The 17,081-nt window shown below is 72.3% G+C and carries 11 protein-coding genes; 3 read left to right on the top strand and 8 right to left on the bottom strand.

Annotation, left to right across the window (positions count from 1 at the left end):
- The first annotated feature begins 510 nt into the window (after positions 1-510).
- Complete coding sequence (locus NQO67_RS42875; RefSeq protein ID WP_255949761.1) at positions 511-1,401, top strand: spermidine synthase; 891 nt, start codon at positions 511-513, stop codon at positions 1,399-1,401.
- 420 nt (positions 1,402-1,821) lie between these two features.
- Here the strand turns inward: NQO67_RS42875 and ilvD are convergent, their stop codons facing one another.
- From ilvD to argS, 5 genes are all read right to left on the bottom strand, one after another.
- Positions 1,822-3,528, bottom strand: coding sequence for a dihydroxy-acid dehydratase (gene ilvD / locus NQO67_RS42880; RefSeq protein ID WP_255956073.1), 1,707 nt, complete (start codon positions 3,526-3,528; stop codon positions 1,822-1,824).
- Between the two features lie 118 nt (positions 3,529-3,646).
- Positions 3,647-4,957, bottom strand: coding sequence for an FAD-dependent oxidoreductase (locus tag NQO67_RS42885; protein ID WP_305126971.1), 1,311 nt, complete (start codon positions 4,955-4,957; stop codon positions 3,647-3,649).
- A 130-nt stretch (positions 4,958-5,087) separates the two neighbouring features.
- Positions 5,088-6,032, bottom strand: a complete 945-nt coding sequence (locus NQO67_RS42890; protein ID WP_255956074.1) for a LysR substrate-binding domain-containing protein — start codon at positions 6,030-6,032, stop codon at positions 5,088-5,090.
- Between the two features lie 90 nt (positions 6,033-6,122).
- The gene (locus NQO67_RS42895; RefSeq protein WP_255956075.1) at positions 6,123-7,232 is read right to left on the bottom strand and encodes a DUF4037 domain-containing protein; all 1,110 of its coding nucleotides are present in this window, start codon (positions 7,230-7,232) and stop codon (positions 6,123-6,125) included.
- A 600-nt stretch (positions 7,233-7,832) separates the two neighbouring features.
- Positions 7,833-9,659 carry an arginine--tRNA ligase gene (argS, locus tag NQO67_RS42900; protein WP_255956076.1) on the bottom strand — a complete coding sequence of 609 codons (1,827 nt, stop codon included), beginning with the start codon at positions 9,657-9,659 and terminating at the stop codon, positions 7,833-7,835.
- 283 nt (positions 9,660-9,942) lie between these two features.
- Here argS and lysS point away from each other — a divergent pair, with 283 nt between their 5' ends.
- Positions 9,943-11,724, top strand: coding sequence for a lysine--tRNA ligase (lysS, locus tag NQO67_RS42905; protein WP_255956077.1), 1,782 nt, complete (start codon positions 9,943-9,945; stop codon positions 11,722-11,724).
- 29 nt (positions 11,725-11,753) lie between these two features.
- Here the strand turns inward: lysS and NQO67_RS42910 are convergent, their stop codons facing one another.
- From NQO67_RS42910 to NQO67_RS42920, 3 genes are all read right to left on the bottom strand, one after another.
- On the bottom strand, positions 11,754-13,244 hold the full coding sequence (locus NQO67_RS42910; RefSeq protein ID WP_255956078.1) for a DUF2637 domain-containing protein: 1,491 nt from the start codon (positions 13,242-13,244) through the stop codon (positions 11,754-11,756).
- A 227-nt stretch (positions 13,245-13,471) separates the two neighbouring features.
- Positions 13,472-14,314 (bottom strand): DUF3558 family protein, encoded by an 843-nt coding sequence (locus NQO67_RS42915; RefSeq protein WP_255956080.1) that lies wholly within the window; start codon positions 14,312-14,314, stop codon positions 13,472-13,474.
- 165 nt (positions 14,315-14,479) lie between these two features.
- A complete protein-coding gene (locus NQO67_RS42920) occupies positions 14,480-15,400 on the bottom strand; it encodes a DUF3558 domain-containing protein (protein ID WP_255956081.1) in 921 nt (306 codons plus the stop codon).
- 306 nt (positions 15,401-15,706) lie between these two features.
- On the opposite strand from NQO67_RS42920, the gene NQO67_RS42925 reads away from it, so the two are divergent.
- The gene (locus tag NQO67_RS42925; RefSeq protein WP_255956082.1) at positions 15,707-16,900 is read left to right on the top strand and encodes an RtcB family protein; all 1,194 of its coding nucleotides are present in this window, start codon (positions 15,707-15,709) and stop codon (positions 16,898-16,900) included.
- The last annotated feature ends 181 nt before the right edge of the window (positions 16,901-17,081 follow it).

The raw sequence follows: 17,081 nt of genomic DNA on the forward strand, positions 1-17,081 counted from the left end.
CTCGTACGCGACCCGCACCCCGGTGGGCCTTGCCCCATGCCCGTGGGGGGCGACACCCCGAAAGGGGTGGAGGAAGGAAAAGAAGAACCACCGGGGGAGAGCCGCGTCTGAGACGGGAGGTGTCGTGGGGGTATGTGCGCGCGCAGGACCGCCGCTGGGTGCCGGTGAACTGACGGTCCAGGGCAATCGCGCCGGCCGAGCACGTACATACCCCCGCGACACCGACCCACCCACCCCACCAAAGGCGGCCCTTCGGCACCCCCGGGACAAGGGGGCACCCCAAACCTTCTGTGGGCAGTCGTTCCGCAGGGCGGAACGGGTGGGCACAGGCCACGACGCACGGTCACGTGAACGGTTCCGGGCACCCGGACGACCGGCGTAGCCACGACGCACGGTCACGTGAACGGCACCGGGCCCCCGGACGAACGGCCTAGCCACGACCCACGGTCACGTGCGACCGGAGCACTCCCGGCCGGCGGCCCGGCCACGGTGGCGGCGGATAATGAACCCATGGCGAGGGCGAACGACCGGACGGCGAGGCAGAAGGGCGGTCGCCGGGCGCGCCGCTCCGCGGCCTTGGTTGCCGAGGACGTCGAGGGCGGCCGGGCCGAACTGGTTCCCGACCCGGACCGCCCGCACGCCTGGAGCCTGCTCCTCGACGGCGCACCGCAGTCCCACGTCGACCTGGACGACCCGGCGTACCTCGACTTCGCCTACCAGCGCCGGCTCGGCCACGTCATCGACCTCGCCGCCCCGGCCGGCCGACCGCTGCACGTCCTGCACCTCGGCGGCGGAGCCTTCACGCTGGCCCGCTACACCGCCGCCACCCGCCCCCGTGCCACGCAGCAGGTCGTCGAACGCGACGCGGCCCTCGTGGCGCTGGTGCGCCGGGCGCTGCCGCTGGATCCGGGCGCCCGGATCCGGGTGCGCTGTGCCGACGCGCGCGCCGCGCTCGCCAAGCTCCCGGACGGCTGGGCCGACCTGGTGATCACCGATGTCTTCAGCGCGGCCCGCACCCCGGCCCACCTCACCACCACGGAGTTCCTCACCGAGGTCCGCAGGGTCCTCACCCCCGCCGGCCACTACGCCGCCAACCTGGCCGACGGCCCGCCGCTGACCCACCTGCGCGGTCAGATCGCGACGGCGGCCGGCGTCTTCCCCGAGCTGGCCCTCGTCGCCGACCCGGCCGTACTGCGCGGCAAACGCTTCGGGAACGCCGTACTGCTCGCCTCGGCCCGCCCGCTGCCCGTCGCCGACCTCACCCGTCGTGCCGCCGCCGACCCGCATCCCGGCCGCGTGGAACACGGCAAGTCCCTCACCGACTTCACGGGCGGTGCACGCCCCGTCCACGACAGCGGAGCCACGGCCTCCCCGGCCCCGCCCCCGTCCGCCTTCACCTGACGACACCACCCCGGCCTTCGAGCACCGGGCGCGGGCAGGCCGCACAACCCCGTAAGTCGGTGGACCCGCACCGGGCGGCCCTGCACGATGATCGGGTGCCGTCACGACGTCGTTTCCGCAGCCCGCTTCCCGGGCGACTGCTCCCGTCGAAGCTTCCGTTCCGCCGACCACCGTTCGGGGAGCGGTTGCGCGGCGAGCTGGGCCGGCCGGTCCGGGCCCGCACGCTGGGCAGCAGTCCGCGTTCGCGGGTGTGGCGGGGGGGGGGGGGGGGGGGGGGGGGGTGGGGGGGGGGGGGGGGGGGGGGGGGGGGGGGGGGGTCGGTGGGTTCCCCACGGGAGCGGGGATGACGGGGATGGCGGAAATGACGGGGGCGAAGGGGACCAGCGGGGTTCGGGGGCCGGGGGTGACGCACCCGCTGCGTCACCGGGGCCGTAGCACCGCCCCCTCGTCGAGCGACCGCACCGTCCGCCGGTACACGGACAGCCACCCCACCTCGCCGTGCTCCCGCACGGGCAGCGGCTCGGCGCGCCGGCGCTCCAGCTCGTCGGCGGGAACGCGCAGTTCGCAGCCGCGGTCCGGGAGGTCCACGTGGATCGTGTCGCCGTCGCGCACCAGCGCCAGCGGCCCCGCGTCGGCCGCCTCGGGACGTACCTCGCCGACCACGATGCCGCGGTTGACCAGGCCGGACAGCTGGCCGTCGGTGACCACGGCGACCTGTCCGGTGAGCCCGGCGCGGTCCAGTGCGAAGACGATCTGGGAGGCCATGCCCATGCCGGGCCGGCCACGCGGGCCGAGCCCGCGCAGCACCACCACGTCACCGGCACCGATCGCACCCGCGGCGAGCGCGGCCAGGGCGTCCTCCTGGCTCTCGAACGTGCGGGCAGGACCGGTGAACGTGTCGGGGCGCACGGCGTCCACCGAGAGCTTCACGATGCCGCCGAGCGGGGTGAGCGAGCCGCGCAGCACGAGGATCAGCGGGTCGTGCGAGAACGGGCGGTCGGCGGGGCGGATGACGTCGGGGTCGCCCGCGGTGCCGGGGTCGTCCGCGGTGCCGGGGGTCTCCGCCGCACCCGGCGCGTCGGCGAGGTTGTCGCCCACGCTCCTGCCGGTCGCCGTCGGCGCGTCCAGCTCCAGCAGATCGCCGAGCCGGGCCATGACGGCGCGCGCCCCACCGGCCGCGTCGAACTGCTCGATGGTGTGCGGGCCGTTCGGCCGCACCGCCGACAGCAGCGGGGTGCTCGCGCCGAGGTCGCCGTAGAGCGCCGTGACGTCGACGTCGACCTCCGCCTCGGCGGCCACCGCCTGGAGGTGCTTGATGGTGTTGATCGAGGCGCCCACCGAGAGCGCCACCCGGGCGGCGTTGCGGAAGGCGGCCCCGGTGAGGATCGTGCGGGGCCGCAGCCCCTCGTGGACCATGGCCACGATCCGCTCGGCGGCCCGGTCGGCCTCCCGCCACATCGCGGGGGAGTTCGCCGCGACCGGGGTGGAGCCGGGCAAGGCCATGCCCAGCGCCTCGGCGACGATGTGCATGGAGTTCGCGGTGCCCATGCCGGCGCACACGCCGGGCCCGCGCACCGCGTCCTCGCTCATCTCCGTCAGCTCACCGGTGAGCGTCTCGCCCGGCGTGCCGCAGGCGTGCAGGAAGACGTCCTCGATGTCGCAGTGCTCGCCGCGGTACCGCCCGCTCGGCTGGTAGCCGCAGGCCAGCAGCAGCGTCGGGACGTCCAGCCGGCCGGCCGCCATCAGCTGGGCGGGGGCGGTCTTGTCACAGCTGGCCAGGCAGACCATGCCGTCCAGCTGGGCGCCCTCCACGCCGACCTCGATGTCGTTCACGATCAGGTCGCGAGCGGAGAGGATGTAGCCGCCGCCGTGCCCCGCGGAGTGGATGAAGTCGCTGGGCGCCGTGGTCCGCACCTCGAACGGCAGACCGCCCGCCGCCCGGATCCCCTCCTTCACCCGGGCCGCCACCTCGTCCAGATGGCTGAAGCAGATCGCCAGGTCCGACGAGGAGTTCACCACCGCGATCTTCGGCTTGAGCATGTCCTCGTCGGTCAGGCCCAGCGCCCGCCACTGCGCGCGGCGGGTGGCCCAGCGCACCGAGCCGGGCGGGTAGTTGCTGCGGAGCATGCGTCCTCCTGTGGGCTTCTGCCGGTGGGCTTCTGCCACGTGGAATGGTTTCCGTGGATCGGGTGCCGGCGAGGTGCCGGTGCCGGGCGCCGGCGTGGACGTACCGGCCCGGCCTGCCTCAGCCGGCCGCGTCCTCCAGGTTGTGGCTGAGCCGCTCGGCGAGTTCGGCGCGGTCGACGTCGTGCACGCTGCCCGAGCCGGACGGTGCCGCGGTCATCTGGAGCACATGCGCCGCCGCCGCGCCCATCGCCCCGCACGGCCCCATCACCCGCACGCTGGACAGCGCCGCCGCGTCACCGTCCACACAGCGGCCGGCGACCAGCAGGTTGTGCACGTCCGGCGGGGTCATCGAACGCAGCGGCACGTAGTGCAGGTGATCGGGCCCGAAGGTCTCCCAGACGTACCCCTGCGGGCTGTCGTGCAGCTCGATCGGCCAGGCGGTACGGGCCACGGCGTCGGGGAAGCGGGTGCCGGCGCGCACCTCGTCGACGGTGAGCTGGTGCACCGCCTGCACCCAGCGCGTCTGCCGCCGCCCCGGGAAGCCGTAACTGCGCACCTTGGCCTTCGCGAACGCCTCCGGGAACTCGGCGCGCAGGAATTCCACCACCCGGTCGGCCTGCACCTTGCCGTCCAGCTGTGCGCGTGCCGCGGCGACCGGCTCCAGGGGGGCCTCGATATGGGTCATGTTCAGGACGGCGGTGTCGCGCCCGGGGAAGAAGAACGCCAGCCCGTCATGGCGGCGCAGCCCGTACTGCTCGGCCTTCTGCGCGACCCGGTCGGCCAGCTCGGCGGGCTCAGGGCGGCCCGATTCGGCCAGCCGCTCGACGACCAGCTGCTGCGACCCGTAGATCTCGCGGTCCGGCAGCCGGCACGGCAGGCCCGCCTCCCAGGCCAGCGCGGCGTCCCCGCTGGCGTCGACGAAGCCGGCCGCCCGCACGTCGAGCGTGCCGTAGCGGGTGGCGAGGCGGACCGCGTGCAGCCGCCCGTCGTCCCTGGTGACGCCGGTGATCACGGCGCCGGTGACCGCCTGGATGCCGTGCGCGAGGACGGTGTCCTCGACCCAGCGCCCGAGCGCCACCTCGTCGTAGCCGACCGTCGTGGTGTGCGTCCGCTTGTAGAACAGGTCGCCGCTCGCGCCGAGGTCACGGAAGATGTCGTCGAAGATGCCGTGGGTGAGCTGGCGGTGCTGCGGCGCATTCGAGAACACCCCGCAGAACAGACCGATCAGCGAATTGACCATCTGCCCGCCGAGCACGGGAAGCGCATCGACGAGGACGACGCTTCTGCCGAGCCGCGCCGATTCGACGGCCGCCGACAATCCCGCGATTCCGGCGCCGATCACACACACATCGGCGGTGAGTTCATGGCCGGCCTGGTCGGTGGGCTTGGTGACGGTGCGGACTTCGAGATCAGTCAGTGCATGGGGCATGCCGGTCAACGTAAGGAGATACCCGTCGTCCCGGAAGGTGCTGGAGGATAGACAATGCGTCTCGCGGACCATCAACGGGAATTATCTTCGCAGCTCAGAGCGGGTAAACGGAGCCATGTCGAGGGAGGCGTCAGAGCCCGGCCGACACATCGACCAGAGTCCGCCGCAGCCATTGGTGGGCCGGATCCCGGTCGTAGTCGTCATGCCACCAGAGTTTCTCCGTGATCGGTTCAGGATTTCCCGGGCAGGGCAGCACGGCAAGGCCCATGGGTTCCGCCACCCGCTCGGCGAGCCGATTCTGGAGCAGTGCGATGCGATCGGTGCCGACGACGAAGTGCGGCACCGCCTGATAGCTCTCCACCCGCACCCGGATATCCGGTTCGATTCCGAGCAGGGCCAATTGCCGGGTCATGGGCGCCGCGGTCATCGAGCCGGGATCCGGATGGAACGGCGCCACCCAGGTCAGCCTCGCCAGGTCCGCCAGCGTCAGCGAGCCGCCCCGGGCGGCCGGATGCCCGGCGTCGACCACGCACACCCAGCGGTCCGTGAACAGGTCGACCGAACGCAGCCCCGGCATCTCGAACCGGCTCACCGGCGGCGCGATCATCCCGTCGATGAACCGGATCGTCTCCGCCGCGTCCATGGTGAACGCCTCGCGCACCAGCCGGACGTGCAACTCGGCGCGCGGCGCCCGCTCGGCCAGCGCCGTCGAGAGCCGGGTGCCGAGCACCGCCACGGTGTAGTCCGCCATCAGCAGCGTGAACTGCCGGCGCGAGGTCCCGGGGTCGAAGTGCCGGTCGGTGGCGAACAGCCGCTCCGCCGCCGCGCACACCGTCTCCACCTGGTCGGCCAACTGCATGGCCAGCGGGGACAGCACATACCCGGCCTTGCTGCGTACCAGCAGGTCATCGCCGAAATGCCGGCGCAGCCGCGCCAGCGCCGCGCTGGCCGCCGGCTGGGTCACCCCGATCCGGGCGGCGGCCCGGGTGACGTTCCGCTCGCGCAGCAGCTCCCGCAGGACCACCAGCAGGTTCAGGTCCAGGTTCGCCAGATGGACGGAAGGGGGCCGGTTCACGGGCGGACTATAACCCTCCGCTTCCCGTTCGTGCCCCCGGGGGACGCGGCGGCCGGCTGCGGTGCCTCCCACACGTCGAGCGAGAACCGGTCAGGGCTGAGGGAGCCGGTGAGTCATGGCCTGGAACGCGGCGCGGGTGAGCTCGGGTCGGCCGAGGACGTCGGTGCTGTCGACGAACTGGTCGACCGCGCCGGTCAGCGGCAGGCTGCGGATGGCCGGGTCGGTGATGCGGGCGGTGAGCGCGGCGGTGAACCGTTCGGCGTGCAGCACCTGGAACGGACGGTCGTGGTAGGGCCGGGTCGTCGGGTCGACGGGGTCCGTGAGGGCAAGCTGGTTGTGCAGCGCAGCGATGGCCTCGTACGCGCGTGCCAGGTGCTGTTCTCGGGTGTGCCAGTCGGTGGCGGCGAGCGCGGCGCCGAGGTCGGGGCCGAGCCGGCGCCCCTGGGGGATCCGGGCGAACGCGGTGCCGAGCCACTTGCTGTACGGCGGGTAGCGGCGCTCCATGAGCAGGCAGAGCCGCATCAGCTCGCGCACCAGGCGGGCGGCGACGACGGCGGAGCCGAGCTCGTCGCCCACCTCGCCGCACCGGCCGACGAAGGCTTCCTCCTGGGAGATGCGCTGCCACTGGCAGGCAAGCACGTAGCGCCAGAGGTCGGGCGGGTACCAGCCCAGGTTGCTGCGTGCCGGGCCGAGCCGGCCGAGTCCGTCGTGGAAGACGGCCCCGGTGGTGACCTCCGCGAGGAGCTGGGTGGGGGTGGCCAGCCAGTCCGCCAGGGTGACGCCCTCGCTCGGGTCGAAGCCGAGCTGCCCCGTGAACCAGGTGGCCGGGTCGGAGACGTCCACGCGGTGCCGCACCGGTCCGTCGGTCACCTGCATCACCCCGATACCCGCTTCTCCTCCGACGGAGGCGAAGTGGGTCGGATAGCCGCAGAAGGTCTTGGGCAGCCGGTCGGAGAGCTGCTCCCTGACCCGTGCGCCGTGGCGTGTGGCGTCCTGCGGGCTCAGGAAGATTTGCAGGCGGGGCCCCCACTCGTGGTCCATGGAGCGGGCGGTGTCGAATCCGAGAACCTCCGAGCCGCCACCGAGCCGCGCGGCGGAGTGCACGACCCCGGGGACCGCGTGGTCCAGCACGGGACGTACGGCTTCGTGATAGAAGCGCCGGGAGAGTTCCAGACCGGGGATGAAGGCGGGCATGGTCATGCCGGGAGCGTGCCGGACCGACACACCGGGCGTCGAAGGATTTTCCGCACCCCGTCCCGCCAAGCCACGTCCCGCCGACGGCGGACGGAGACGCCGGGCTACGTGCCCCTAACGAGACGGCCCACGCCGACCCGGTCGAAGGGGCGCGGGGAACTGCGCGACAAGCCACGACGTACCCGGCAGTCCGCAATGCTCCCGAGGTGGCAGCGCGTCGGCCGGGTCGAAGGGGCGCGGGGAACTGCGCGACAAGCCACGACGTACCCGGTAGCCCGCAATGCTCCCGAGGGGGCAGCGCGACGGCCCGATCGAAGGGGCGCGGGGAACTGCGCGACAAGCCACGACGCACCTGGCAGTCCGCAATGCTCCCGAGGTGGCAGCGCGTCGGCCCGGTTGAAGGGGCGCGGGGAACTGCGCGACAAGCCACGACGTAGCCGGCAGTCCGCAACGCTCCCGAGGTGGCAGCGCGTCGGCCCGGTTGAAGGGGCGCGGGGAACTGCGCGACAAGCCACGACGTACCCGCACCCGGCAACGCACCTCAGGTGGCACCCCAGGCCGCCCCGCCGGCCAGGCGGACGCCGCGACGGTCACCGGCGCAAGAAATCACAACCGCTCCGGCGTCCGAATCCCCAGCAGCGCCATCCCCCGCCGCAGCGTCCGCGCGGTGACGTCGCACAGGAAGAGGCGGTTCTCCACGACCTCCGGGGCGTTGGCGGCGCTGAGCACCTGGCACTCGGCGTAGAACGTGGTGTAGAGGGAGGACAGCTGGTAGAGGTACGCGGTCAGCTTGTGCGGGGCGTACTCGGTCGCCGCCTCGGTGACCGCCTCCGCGAAACCGTCCAGGTGCAGGCCGAGCGCGCGCTCGGCCGGGGCCAGCGCCAGCTCCGGGTGGGCGACCGGCCGGGCGTCGCCGGACAGCCGCAGGATCGAGCGGATCCGGGCGTGCGCGTACTGGATGTAGACGGAGGTGTCGCCGTTCAGCGAGACCATCTGGTCCAGGTCGAACTTGTAGTCGCGGCTCGCCGAGGTGGACAGGTCGGCGTACTTCACCGCACCGATGCCGATCTGCGCGCCGTTCGCGACGATCTCGTCCTCGGAGAGGGCGACCTTCTCGCTGTTCTTCTCCCGGACCACCGCCGTGGCCCGGTCGATGGCCTCGTCCAGCAGGTCCTGGAGCCGTACCGTCTCGCCCTCCCGGGTCTTGAACGGCCGGCCGTCCTTGCCGAGCACCGTGCCGAAGGCGAGCTGCTGCGCGGTCACGTCGTCACCGAGCCAGCCGGCCCGCCGGGCGGTCTCGAAGACCATCCGGAAGTGCAGCGCCTGGCGGGCGTCGACGACGTACAGCAGCGTGTTCGCCTTCAGGTTGAAGACGCGGTCGCGCACCGCGGACAGGTCGGTGGCCGCATAGCCGTAGCCGCCGTCGGACTTGCGCACGATCAGCGGCACCGGGGACCCGTCCGGGCCCTTGATGTCGTCGAAGAACACGCACAGCGCGCCCTCGGACCAGACCGCGACGCCGGACTCCTCCAGCAGGCGGCAGGTCTCCTCCAGCATCGCGTTGTAACCGGACTCGCCGACCACGTCCGCGTCGCGGATCTCCATGTCCAGCTTGCTGAAGACCGAGTAGAAGTAGATCTTCGACTCGTCGACGAACTTCTGCCACAGCGCGAGCGTCTCCGCATCGCCGGCCTGGAGGTCGACGACCCTGCGCCGGGCCCGCGCCTTGAAGTCCTCGTCGGAGTCGAACAGCGCCCGGGCGGCCTTGTAGAGCCGGTTCAGGTTCGACATGGCCTCCTCGCCGGAGGCTTCGTCGCCGGCGGACCCGGCGGACCCGGCGGACCCGGCGGACCCGGCGGACCCGGGGGCCTTGTGGTCCAGCTCGTGCGGGTGCTCGATGAGGTACTGGATGAGCATGCCGAACTGGGTGCCCCAGTCGCCGATGTGGTGGCGCCTGACCACCGACTCGCCGGTGAACTCCAGCATCCGCACCACCGCGTCGCCGATCACCGCGGACCGCAGGTGGCCGACGTGCATCTCCTTGGCCACGTTGGGCTGGGCGTAGTCGATGACGGTGGTGCCGGGCCGGTCGGCGAAGGGCACGCCGAGCCGGCCCTCGGGGTCGGCGGCGCGCTCCGCCAGATTGGCGGTGATCGCCCGGTCGGTGACCGTGACGTTCAGGAACCCGGGGCCCGAGACCTCGACGCCGGCCAGCAGGTCGCCGGCCGTGACCGCGCCCGTGACCCGCTCCGCCAGCTCTCTAGGCGGGGTCTTCGTGCGCTTGGCGAGCGCCAGGATGCCGTTGGCCTGGAAGTCGGCTCGGTCGCTCCGGCGCAGCAGCGGGTCGGCGGCGGGGACCTCCGGCAGGGCAGCCGCGAGGGCGTCCGCGAGACGCTGGTGGACAGAGGCGGTGAGCGACGTGACCGGGGCCATGAAGGGTGCCGTTCTCCTCGACGATGGATGAGGGGGGAGGGGGCCGGTGGATGGGGTGCGTACGGATGCCGTGCGTGCGGAGGCCGTGCGTCCGGTGTCGTGTGCATGGCGTCCGGACCGGCCCGTACCGTGCGCGGGCATGCTGAGTCCTGCCAGTATCCCACGGGGTGATCCCCAGCTTTGAAATGGTTTTCGCGGTGACGGCGCCAGCTGGAAGAATGGGACGAGACAGGCGGGGGGCGAGCACCTGGGGCATACCCACGTAAGGGAAGAAGAAGAGGACGTGCCGATCGTGGCTCAGAGCACCGAGACCACCGACTGGGTCTCCCGCTACGCGGACGAGGTAGTCGCCGAGTGGGAGCGCAGGGCCCAGGAGAGCAAATCGGCCACCGACGTGCTCACCGTCGCCTCCGGGCTCTCCCCGTCCGGGCCGATCCACCTCGGGAACCTGCGCGAGGTGATGACCCCGCACCTGGTCGCCGACGAGCTGCGCCGCCGCGGCCACACCGTCCGCCACGTGCTGTCCTGGGACGACTACGACCGGTTCCGCAAGGTCCCGCACGGCGTCGCGGGAGTCGACGACTCCTGGGCCGAACACGTCGGCAAGCCGCTGACCTCGGTGCCCGCGCCGAAGGGCTCCCCGCACCCGAACTGGGCGGAGCACTTCAAGGCCGCGATGGCCGCCGCGCTGGCCGAGCTGGGCGTGACGTACGAGGGGATCAGCCAGACCGCCCAGTACACCTCCGGCGTCTACCGCGCCCAGGTCCTGCACGCGGTACGGAACCGCGCCGAGATAGACGCGGTGCTCGGCCAGTACCGCACCAGGAAGCCGGCCAAGGCCCCCAGGCAGCAGAAGCCGGTGGACGACGCCGAGCTGGCCGCAGCCGAGGGCTCCGGAGCCGCGGGGGAGGAGGACAGCAGCGGCGGCTCGGTGGGCTACTTCCCGTACAAGCCGTACTGCGGCCGGTGCGAGAAGGACCTCACCACCGTCACCGCCTACGACGACGACAGCACCGAGCTGACCTACGCCTGCACCGCCTGCGGTTTCACCGAGACGGTACGGCTGGCCGAGTTCGACCGGGGCAAGCTGGTGTGGAAGGTCGACTGGCCGATGCGCTGGGCGTACGAGCGCGTGGTCTTCGAGCCGAGCGGCGTCGACCACACGTCGCCCGGCTCGTCGTTCCAGGTCGGTGGCGAGATCGTGAGCGCGATCTTCGGCGGCAGGCAGCCGATCGGGCCCATGTACGCCTTCGTCGGCATCAGCGGCATGGCGAAGATGTCGTCCAGCAAGGGCGGGGTGCCGACGCCGGCCGACGCACTGAAGATCATGGAGCCCCAGCTGCTGCGCTGGCTCTACGCCCGCCGCCGGCCCAACCAGGCCTTCAAGATCGCCTTCGACCAGGAGATCCAGCGGCTCTACGACGAGTGGGACCGGCTCGCGGCGAAGGTCGCGCAGAGCGCGGCCGGCGCCGGCGAGGGCGACGCGAAGGCGGTGCTGCCCGCGGACGCGGCGGCCTACGCGCGCGCCGTCGGCACCGCCGCCGGTGAGCTGCCGCGCACCCCGCGCCCGCTGCCGTACCGCACGCTCGCCTCGGTGGCCGACATCACCGCGGGCCACGCCGACCAGGCGCTGCGCATCCTCGGCGACTTCGACCCCCGGCAGCCGCTCACCTCGCTGGACGAGGTCCGGCCGCGGTTCGACCGGGCCGAGGCGTGGATCAACACCCAGGTGCCCGCCGAACAGCGCACCGTCGTACGCGACGAGCCCGACGCCCAACTGCTCGCCTCCCTGGACGACGCCGACCGCGAGGCGTTGCGGCTGCTGCTCGACGGCCTCGACGCGCACTGGTCCCTTGACGGCCTGACGGCGCTGGTCTACGGGGTGCCCAAGCAGCTGGCCGGACTGGCGGCCGACGCGAAGCCCACGGCCGAGCTCAAGGCCGCCCAGCGCACCTTCTTCGCCCTCCTGTACCGCCTCCTCGTCGGCCGCGACACCGGCCCCCGCCTCCCCACCCTGCTCCTCGCGGTGGGTGCGGACCGGGTGCGCAAGCTGCTGGGGGCGTAGGGGCTAACGCGCGCCCGTGCTCGTGCGGGTCACGCGATGTGCTCCGCGTCCGCGTCCGACAGCTGGTAGCGGTCCCGGAACTCCTTCAGGTACGGGCGGAGCGTGCTCTCCGGGAGCGGCCCGCCGGACTGGCTGGTCTCACCGAGGCTCTGGAGGTAGAGGCCGAACTGCCGGGCGTTCGGGAAGTCCATGTGCTCGTTGAGGTAGCGCTGGAACGCCTGGTAGAAGGCCTCGTCACGGGGAAGGTCGCCGGGCAGGCCGGAAGCATCCGGCTGCTCGGCGCCGTCCGGCTCGGGCACCTGCTCGCCCGGGCCATCGACCGCCTCGTGGCGCGGGCCCGGGATCGGAACGTGGTTGCCGCCGAGCGGGCGGGTGCGGCCGGGTCCTGACGGGACCCGGAAGGTGTGCGGCGCCGGCTCACCGGGGCCCTGCGGATAGGGGACGTCCACGGCGTCCTCCGGGTACGGCACCTCGGCCTCGTCGACCGTCGGCCGTCCGGGCTTCTGGAGCACCTGCCGGGACTCGTGCCCCGGCTGCGCGTGGTCCACGTAACTCCGGGCGTACGGCTGCTCCTGCGGGTACTGCTGTTGCTGCTCGGCGTACCACTGCTCGTACTCCTCCTCCGGGGCGTACGAGGGGCTGGCGTCCTCGCCGTAGGCCGGTTGGTGGGGCGGGGAGAACCACGGGCTCTGGCCGGTCTGCCGGGACTCCTGCGCACCGGGGTGGGCCGCCTGGTCGTCGTCGCGTCCGGCCGCCCTGCCGCGCTGCGCCCTGCGGTCGTCCAACCGTTCCAGCTCCGCCTTGGTCGGTCCCGGCGGCAGCAGGACCGGCTCGATGCCGGCGGCGGCGAGGCCGGCGGGCGCGGTCTCGGCGAGCGGCACGCCGTAGCGGGCGAGCCGCAGCGGCATCAGGGACTCGATCGGGGCCTTGCGGCGCCAGGCGCGGCCGAAGCGTGAGTGCAGCCGGGCCTGGTAGATCAGCCGCTCCTGCTCCAGGCGGATGGTCTGCTCGTAGGAGCGCAGCTCCCACAGCTTCATCCGGCGCCAGAGCAGGAAGGTCGGGACGGGGGAGAGCAGCCAGCGGGTCAGCCGGACGCCCTCCATGTGCTTGTCGGCCGTGATGTCGGCGATCCGGCCCACCGCGTGCCGGGCGGCCTCCACGGAGACCACGAACAGCACCGGGATCACCGCGTGCATGCCGACGCCGAGCGGGTCGGGCCAGGCAGCGGCGCCGTTGAAGGCGATGGTGGCGGCGGTGAGCAGCCAGGCCGTCTGGCGCAGCAGCGGGAACGGGATGCGGATCCAGGTCAGCAGCAGGTCCAGGGCGAGCAGCACGCAGATGCCTGCGTCGATGCCGATGGGGAAGACCGCGGCGAAGGCTCCGAAGCCCTGCCGTTCGGCGAGCGCCCGGACGGCGGAGTAGGACCCCGCGAACCCGATGCCGGCGATGACGAGGCCGCCGGTGACGACCAGCCCTGCGAGTATGCGGTGCGTCCGTGTCAGCTTGAGTGGCGCGGCCACCGTTGCTCCCTCCCTGTCGCCCGTGCGGGGTCGCCCGTGCGGGTTGCTGCGCACCCTCTCCCACTGCCTACGTGAGAGGGGCCCCCAGCCTTGCACACATGTGCGGGGCGCAAGGGGCTGGTATACCAGGAGCCCGGTCCTTCGCGCGGACCGGGCTCCTGCCAGGAGGCCTGTGTTCGGGCCGAGTTGGCCTGCTCACGGCTGTTGTTCGGGGGTCGGCCCGCCGCTCAGTGGGACGTCTTGTGCGTGCTGCTCTTCTTCTTCGACGACGAGGAAGAAGAGGACGACGTGTCCGAGTGGTTCGCGGAGCCGCCGTGCGAGGACGACGAATGGCTCGCGGAGGGCGAGGAGCCGCCGGACGAGGGGTTCGCCTCGGCGACCGCGGCCACGGCCTCGCGGGCGGCCTGCTGGGCGTCCTTCATCAGGTCGCCGGCGTCGGGCGTCTTCTCGCCGGCGAGGCCGGCGCCGTCGTAGTCGACGGTGACGACCACGTTGTGGGTGCGGACCACGACCGTCTGCTGCTTGAAGCGGCCTTCCTTCTTCTTCAGGTCGTAGGACACCGCGGAGGCCTCGTCCCCGGTGCCGGTGACCGGCTGGGTGTGGGCGTTCGTGGCGCCCTCGGTGGCCTTGGCGGCGGCCACCTGCTTGCCGTAGTACTGGCCGGCCAGCTGGTCGGCGCTGCCGCGGGAGGCGTCGGGCTCGAAGCGCGCCAGCGACACGTTCAGCCAGCGGAACTGCGAGCCGTGCACGCCGTTGTTGTCGAGGCTGTTCCAGGAGCAGGAGCCGCGCAGCGAGGTGTCGTCCGACTTGCCGGTCGTCCCCGACTTCGCCTCGGGAGCCAGGTCGTCGAGCGTCTTCTTCGACAGCGTCGAGCAGGGCTGGGGCAGCTTGCCGAAGGTCGGCTTGGCGGGGGCGGCGCCTGAGGCGGAGGACGAGCCGGACGGCGTCTTGCCGCCGTCGGCGTCGTCGTCGCCGCCCGAACCGGAGGAACATCCGGACGCGACGAGGATCACCGGGACGGCGGCCGCGCAGGCGAGTATGCGGGTGATGCGCTGTGCTGGTCGGTGCATGGTTCCTTCACTCGTGACGCTCGTACGTGTGTCCCGGCGCGCCCGGTTCGGGAGGCCGTGGGTGGCCGGGCTCCGGTCGCACCGGTCGGCCCGGGGGCCACCGTAGCCCGAAGCACGCAGCACGGTCCGACCTTCCCGCCGGTGCGGGCGGCGGTGCGGCGGGGGTCAGCCGGACAGCTTGCCGGACAGCTTGTGCGCCAGTTCCTGGGCGGTGTCCTGCATCTTCTTGCGGTCCGGAAGGTCCGTCGGACGGCTCGGCTGCTCGTCGTACTGGACGGTGACGATCACGTTCGACGTGCGGAACACCACAGTCACGGTGCGGTGCCGGGCGGCCGAGGCCGGGGTCGTGCAGGCGTCGACCAGGAAGGCGGCGTCACCGAGGTCGTCCAGCGTCCGGGACGGCAGGGCGCCCGGTGCGCCACCGGCGCCCGAGGGCGTCCCCGACCCGGACCCGGACGGGGATCCGCCCTGGTCACCGTGGCTGTCGACGTCCTGCGCCCCGCAGGCGTCGCCGGCCGTGCCGGTCCCGCCGCCGGCCATCGTGTCCGGGTCGCCTTCGGGTGCCGAGTCCGGGCTGAGGCCCATGCCGTCGGTCTTGGTCCCCCCGCCGGAGCCGGACCCGGAGCTGCTGTGCGGGTCGGTGAGGTGCGCGGCCGCCTCCTTCGAGGCGAACACCTGATCGGCCCGGGTGTCGTCGCTGACCGTGGTGTCGTACGAGACGACCCGCTCGAAGTCGACCATCAGGTGGTCGGTGGCGTAGGGCGACTCGGCGGTCCAGCGGCAGCCGACCCGGCGATCGGTGTCGAACGTGGGAGTGGCGGTGCCCTGGTAGGCCTGCTCGCGCTGCTTCTCGTCCGTGATGCCCTTGATCCCCGGCAGCATGCTGTCCAGCGTGCTCTGCTCGACCTGGCTGCATGCCTCGGGCAGGGTGCGGTACTTGCCTGGGGGAGCGGGTGGAGCGCTGGTGCCGGTGTCGTTCGGCTTCGAGTCGTCCGGTGACGTGCCGCCGCCCGACCCGGAGGAGCAGCCGGCGAGCAGCGCGGCGAGCAGGGCCGCGGTACCCGTGACACACGCCTTCCGCTGCACCCTGGTGGCTCCTCTCAACGGGGAAAAGTGGTTGCCGTGGGTGGGTCGCCACAGAAGACAATGTGTACCGCACAGCACGGTGTGCCCGCCGGTCGAGCGGGGTTTTCGTGGCCTCAGGTCCGGTATTTGCGGTTCGTTGGGTTTGCGCATACTGGGGTTTTTCGGGGGAACGGCGAGGGGCGCTGGTGAGATGCCGGAGCACCGACCGGAGCACCGGGAGCACCGTGGACAACGGGGCACGCCAGAAGCGGTCGGATGCGGACGAAGCCGAGATACGGCCGGAGAAGTCGGGGGAAAGAGGAAGCGATGTCGTACGTAGAGGTTCCGGGCGACCAGGTGCCGATCCGGATGTGGGCGGATCCGGCGACGGTGGAGTCCGCCGCGCTCCAGCAGCTCAAGAACGTCTCGACGCTGCCGTGGATCAAGGGTCTCGCGGTCATGCCGGACGTGCACTTCGGCAAGGGCGCCACGGTCGGCTCCGTGATCGCCATGCAGGGCGCCGTCTGCCCGGCCGCGGTCGGGGTGGACATCGGCTGCGGCATGTCCGCGGTGCGCACCTCCCTCACGGCGAACGACCTGCCCGGCGACCTCTCCCGGCTGCGTTCGAAGATCGAGCAGGCCATCCCGGTGGGCCGCGGCATGCACGACTCCCCGGTGCACCCGGAGCGGCTGCACGCCTTCCCGACCGCTGGCTGGGAGGACTTCTGGAGCCGTTTCGGCTCCATCGCCGAGGCCGTCAAGCCCCGTGAGGAGCGGGCCGCCAAGCAGATGGGCACCCTCGGCTCGGGCAACCACTTCGTCGAGGTGTGCCTGGACACCGAGGGCGCGGTCTGGCTCATGCTGCACTCCGGTTCGCGCAACATCGGCAAGGAACTGGCCGACCACCACATCGGTGTCGCCCAGGGCCTCCCGCACAACCAGAACCTCGTCGACCGCGACCTCGCCGTCTTCGTCGCCGACACCCCGCAGATGGCGGCGTACCGCAACGACCTGTTCTGGGCGCAGGAGTACGCGAAGTACAACCGCGCGATCATGATGGGCCTGCTGAAGGAAGCGGTCCGCAAGGAGTTCAAGAAGGCGAAGGTCACCTTCGAGCCGGAGATCAGCTGCCACCACAACTACGTCGCCGAGGAGCGCTACGACGACATGGACCTGCTCGTCACCCGCAAGGGCGCGATCCGGGCCGGCAGCGGCGACTACGGCATCATCCCCGGCTCCATGGGCACCGGCTCGTACATCGTCCGCGGCCTCGGCAACGACCTGGCCTTCAACTCCGCCTCGCACGGCGCCGGCCGCCGGATGAGCCGGAACGCCGCGAAGCGCCGCTTCACGGCGAAGGACTTGGAGGAGCAGACCCGCGGGGTCGAGTGCCGCAAGGACTCGGGCGTCGTGGACGAGATCCCCGGCGCGTACAAGCCGATCGAGCAGGTGATGGCACAGCAGGGGGACCTGGTGGAGGTCGTGGCGAAGCTGAAGCAGGTCGTCTGCGTGAAGGGGTGAGACGGGGGCACGGTTTTCCCGGTGCCCCCGTGGTCCCCCTTGCCCGGGGCACGGGGTGTCCCCCTCCGTGAGGGAGCCCCGTGCCGGGGTGGCTCGGGGGTGCCCCCGGCGTGCGTTGCGAAGTGACGGCCGCGTCGTGGTTTGTTGCGCAGTTCCCCGCGCCCCTTCTTTGGTGGCTGTG

The sequence above is a fragment of the Streptomyces odontomachi genome (assembly GCF_024435355.1).
In the GTDB taxonomy this organism is placed as follows: domain Bacteria; phylum Actinomycetota; class Actinomycetes; order Streptomycetales; family Streptomycetaceae; genus Streptomyces; species Streptomyces odontomachi.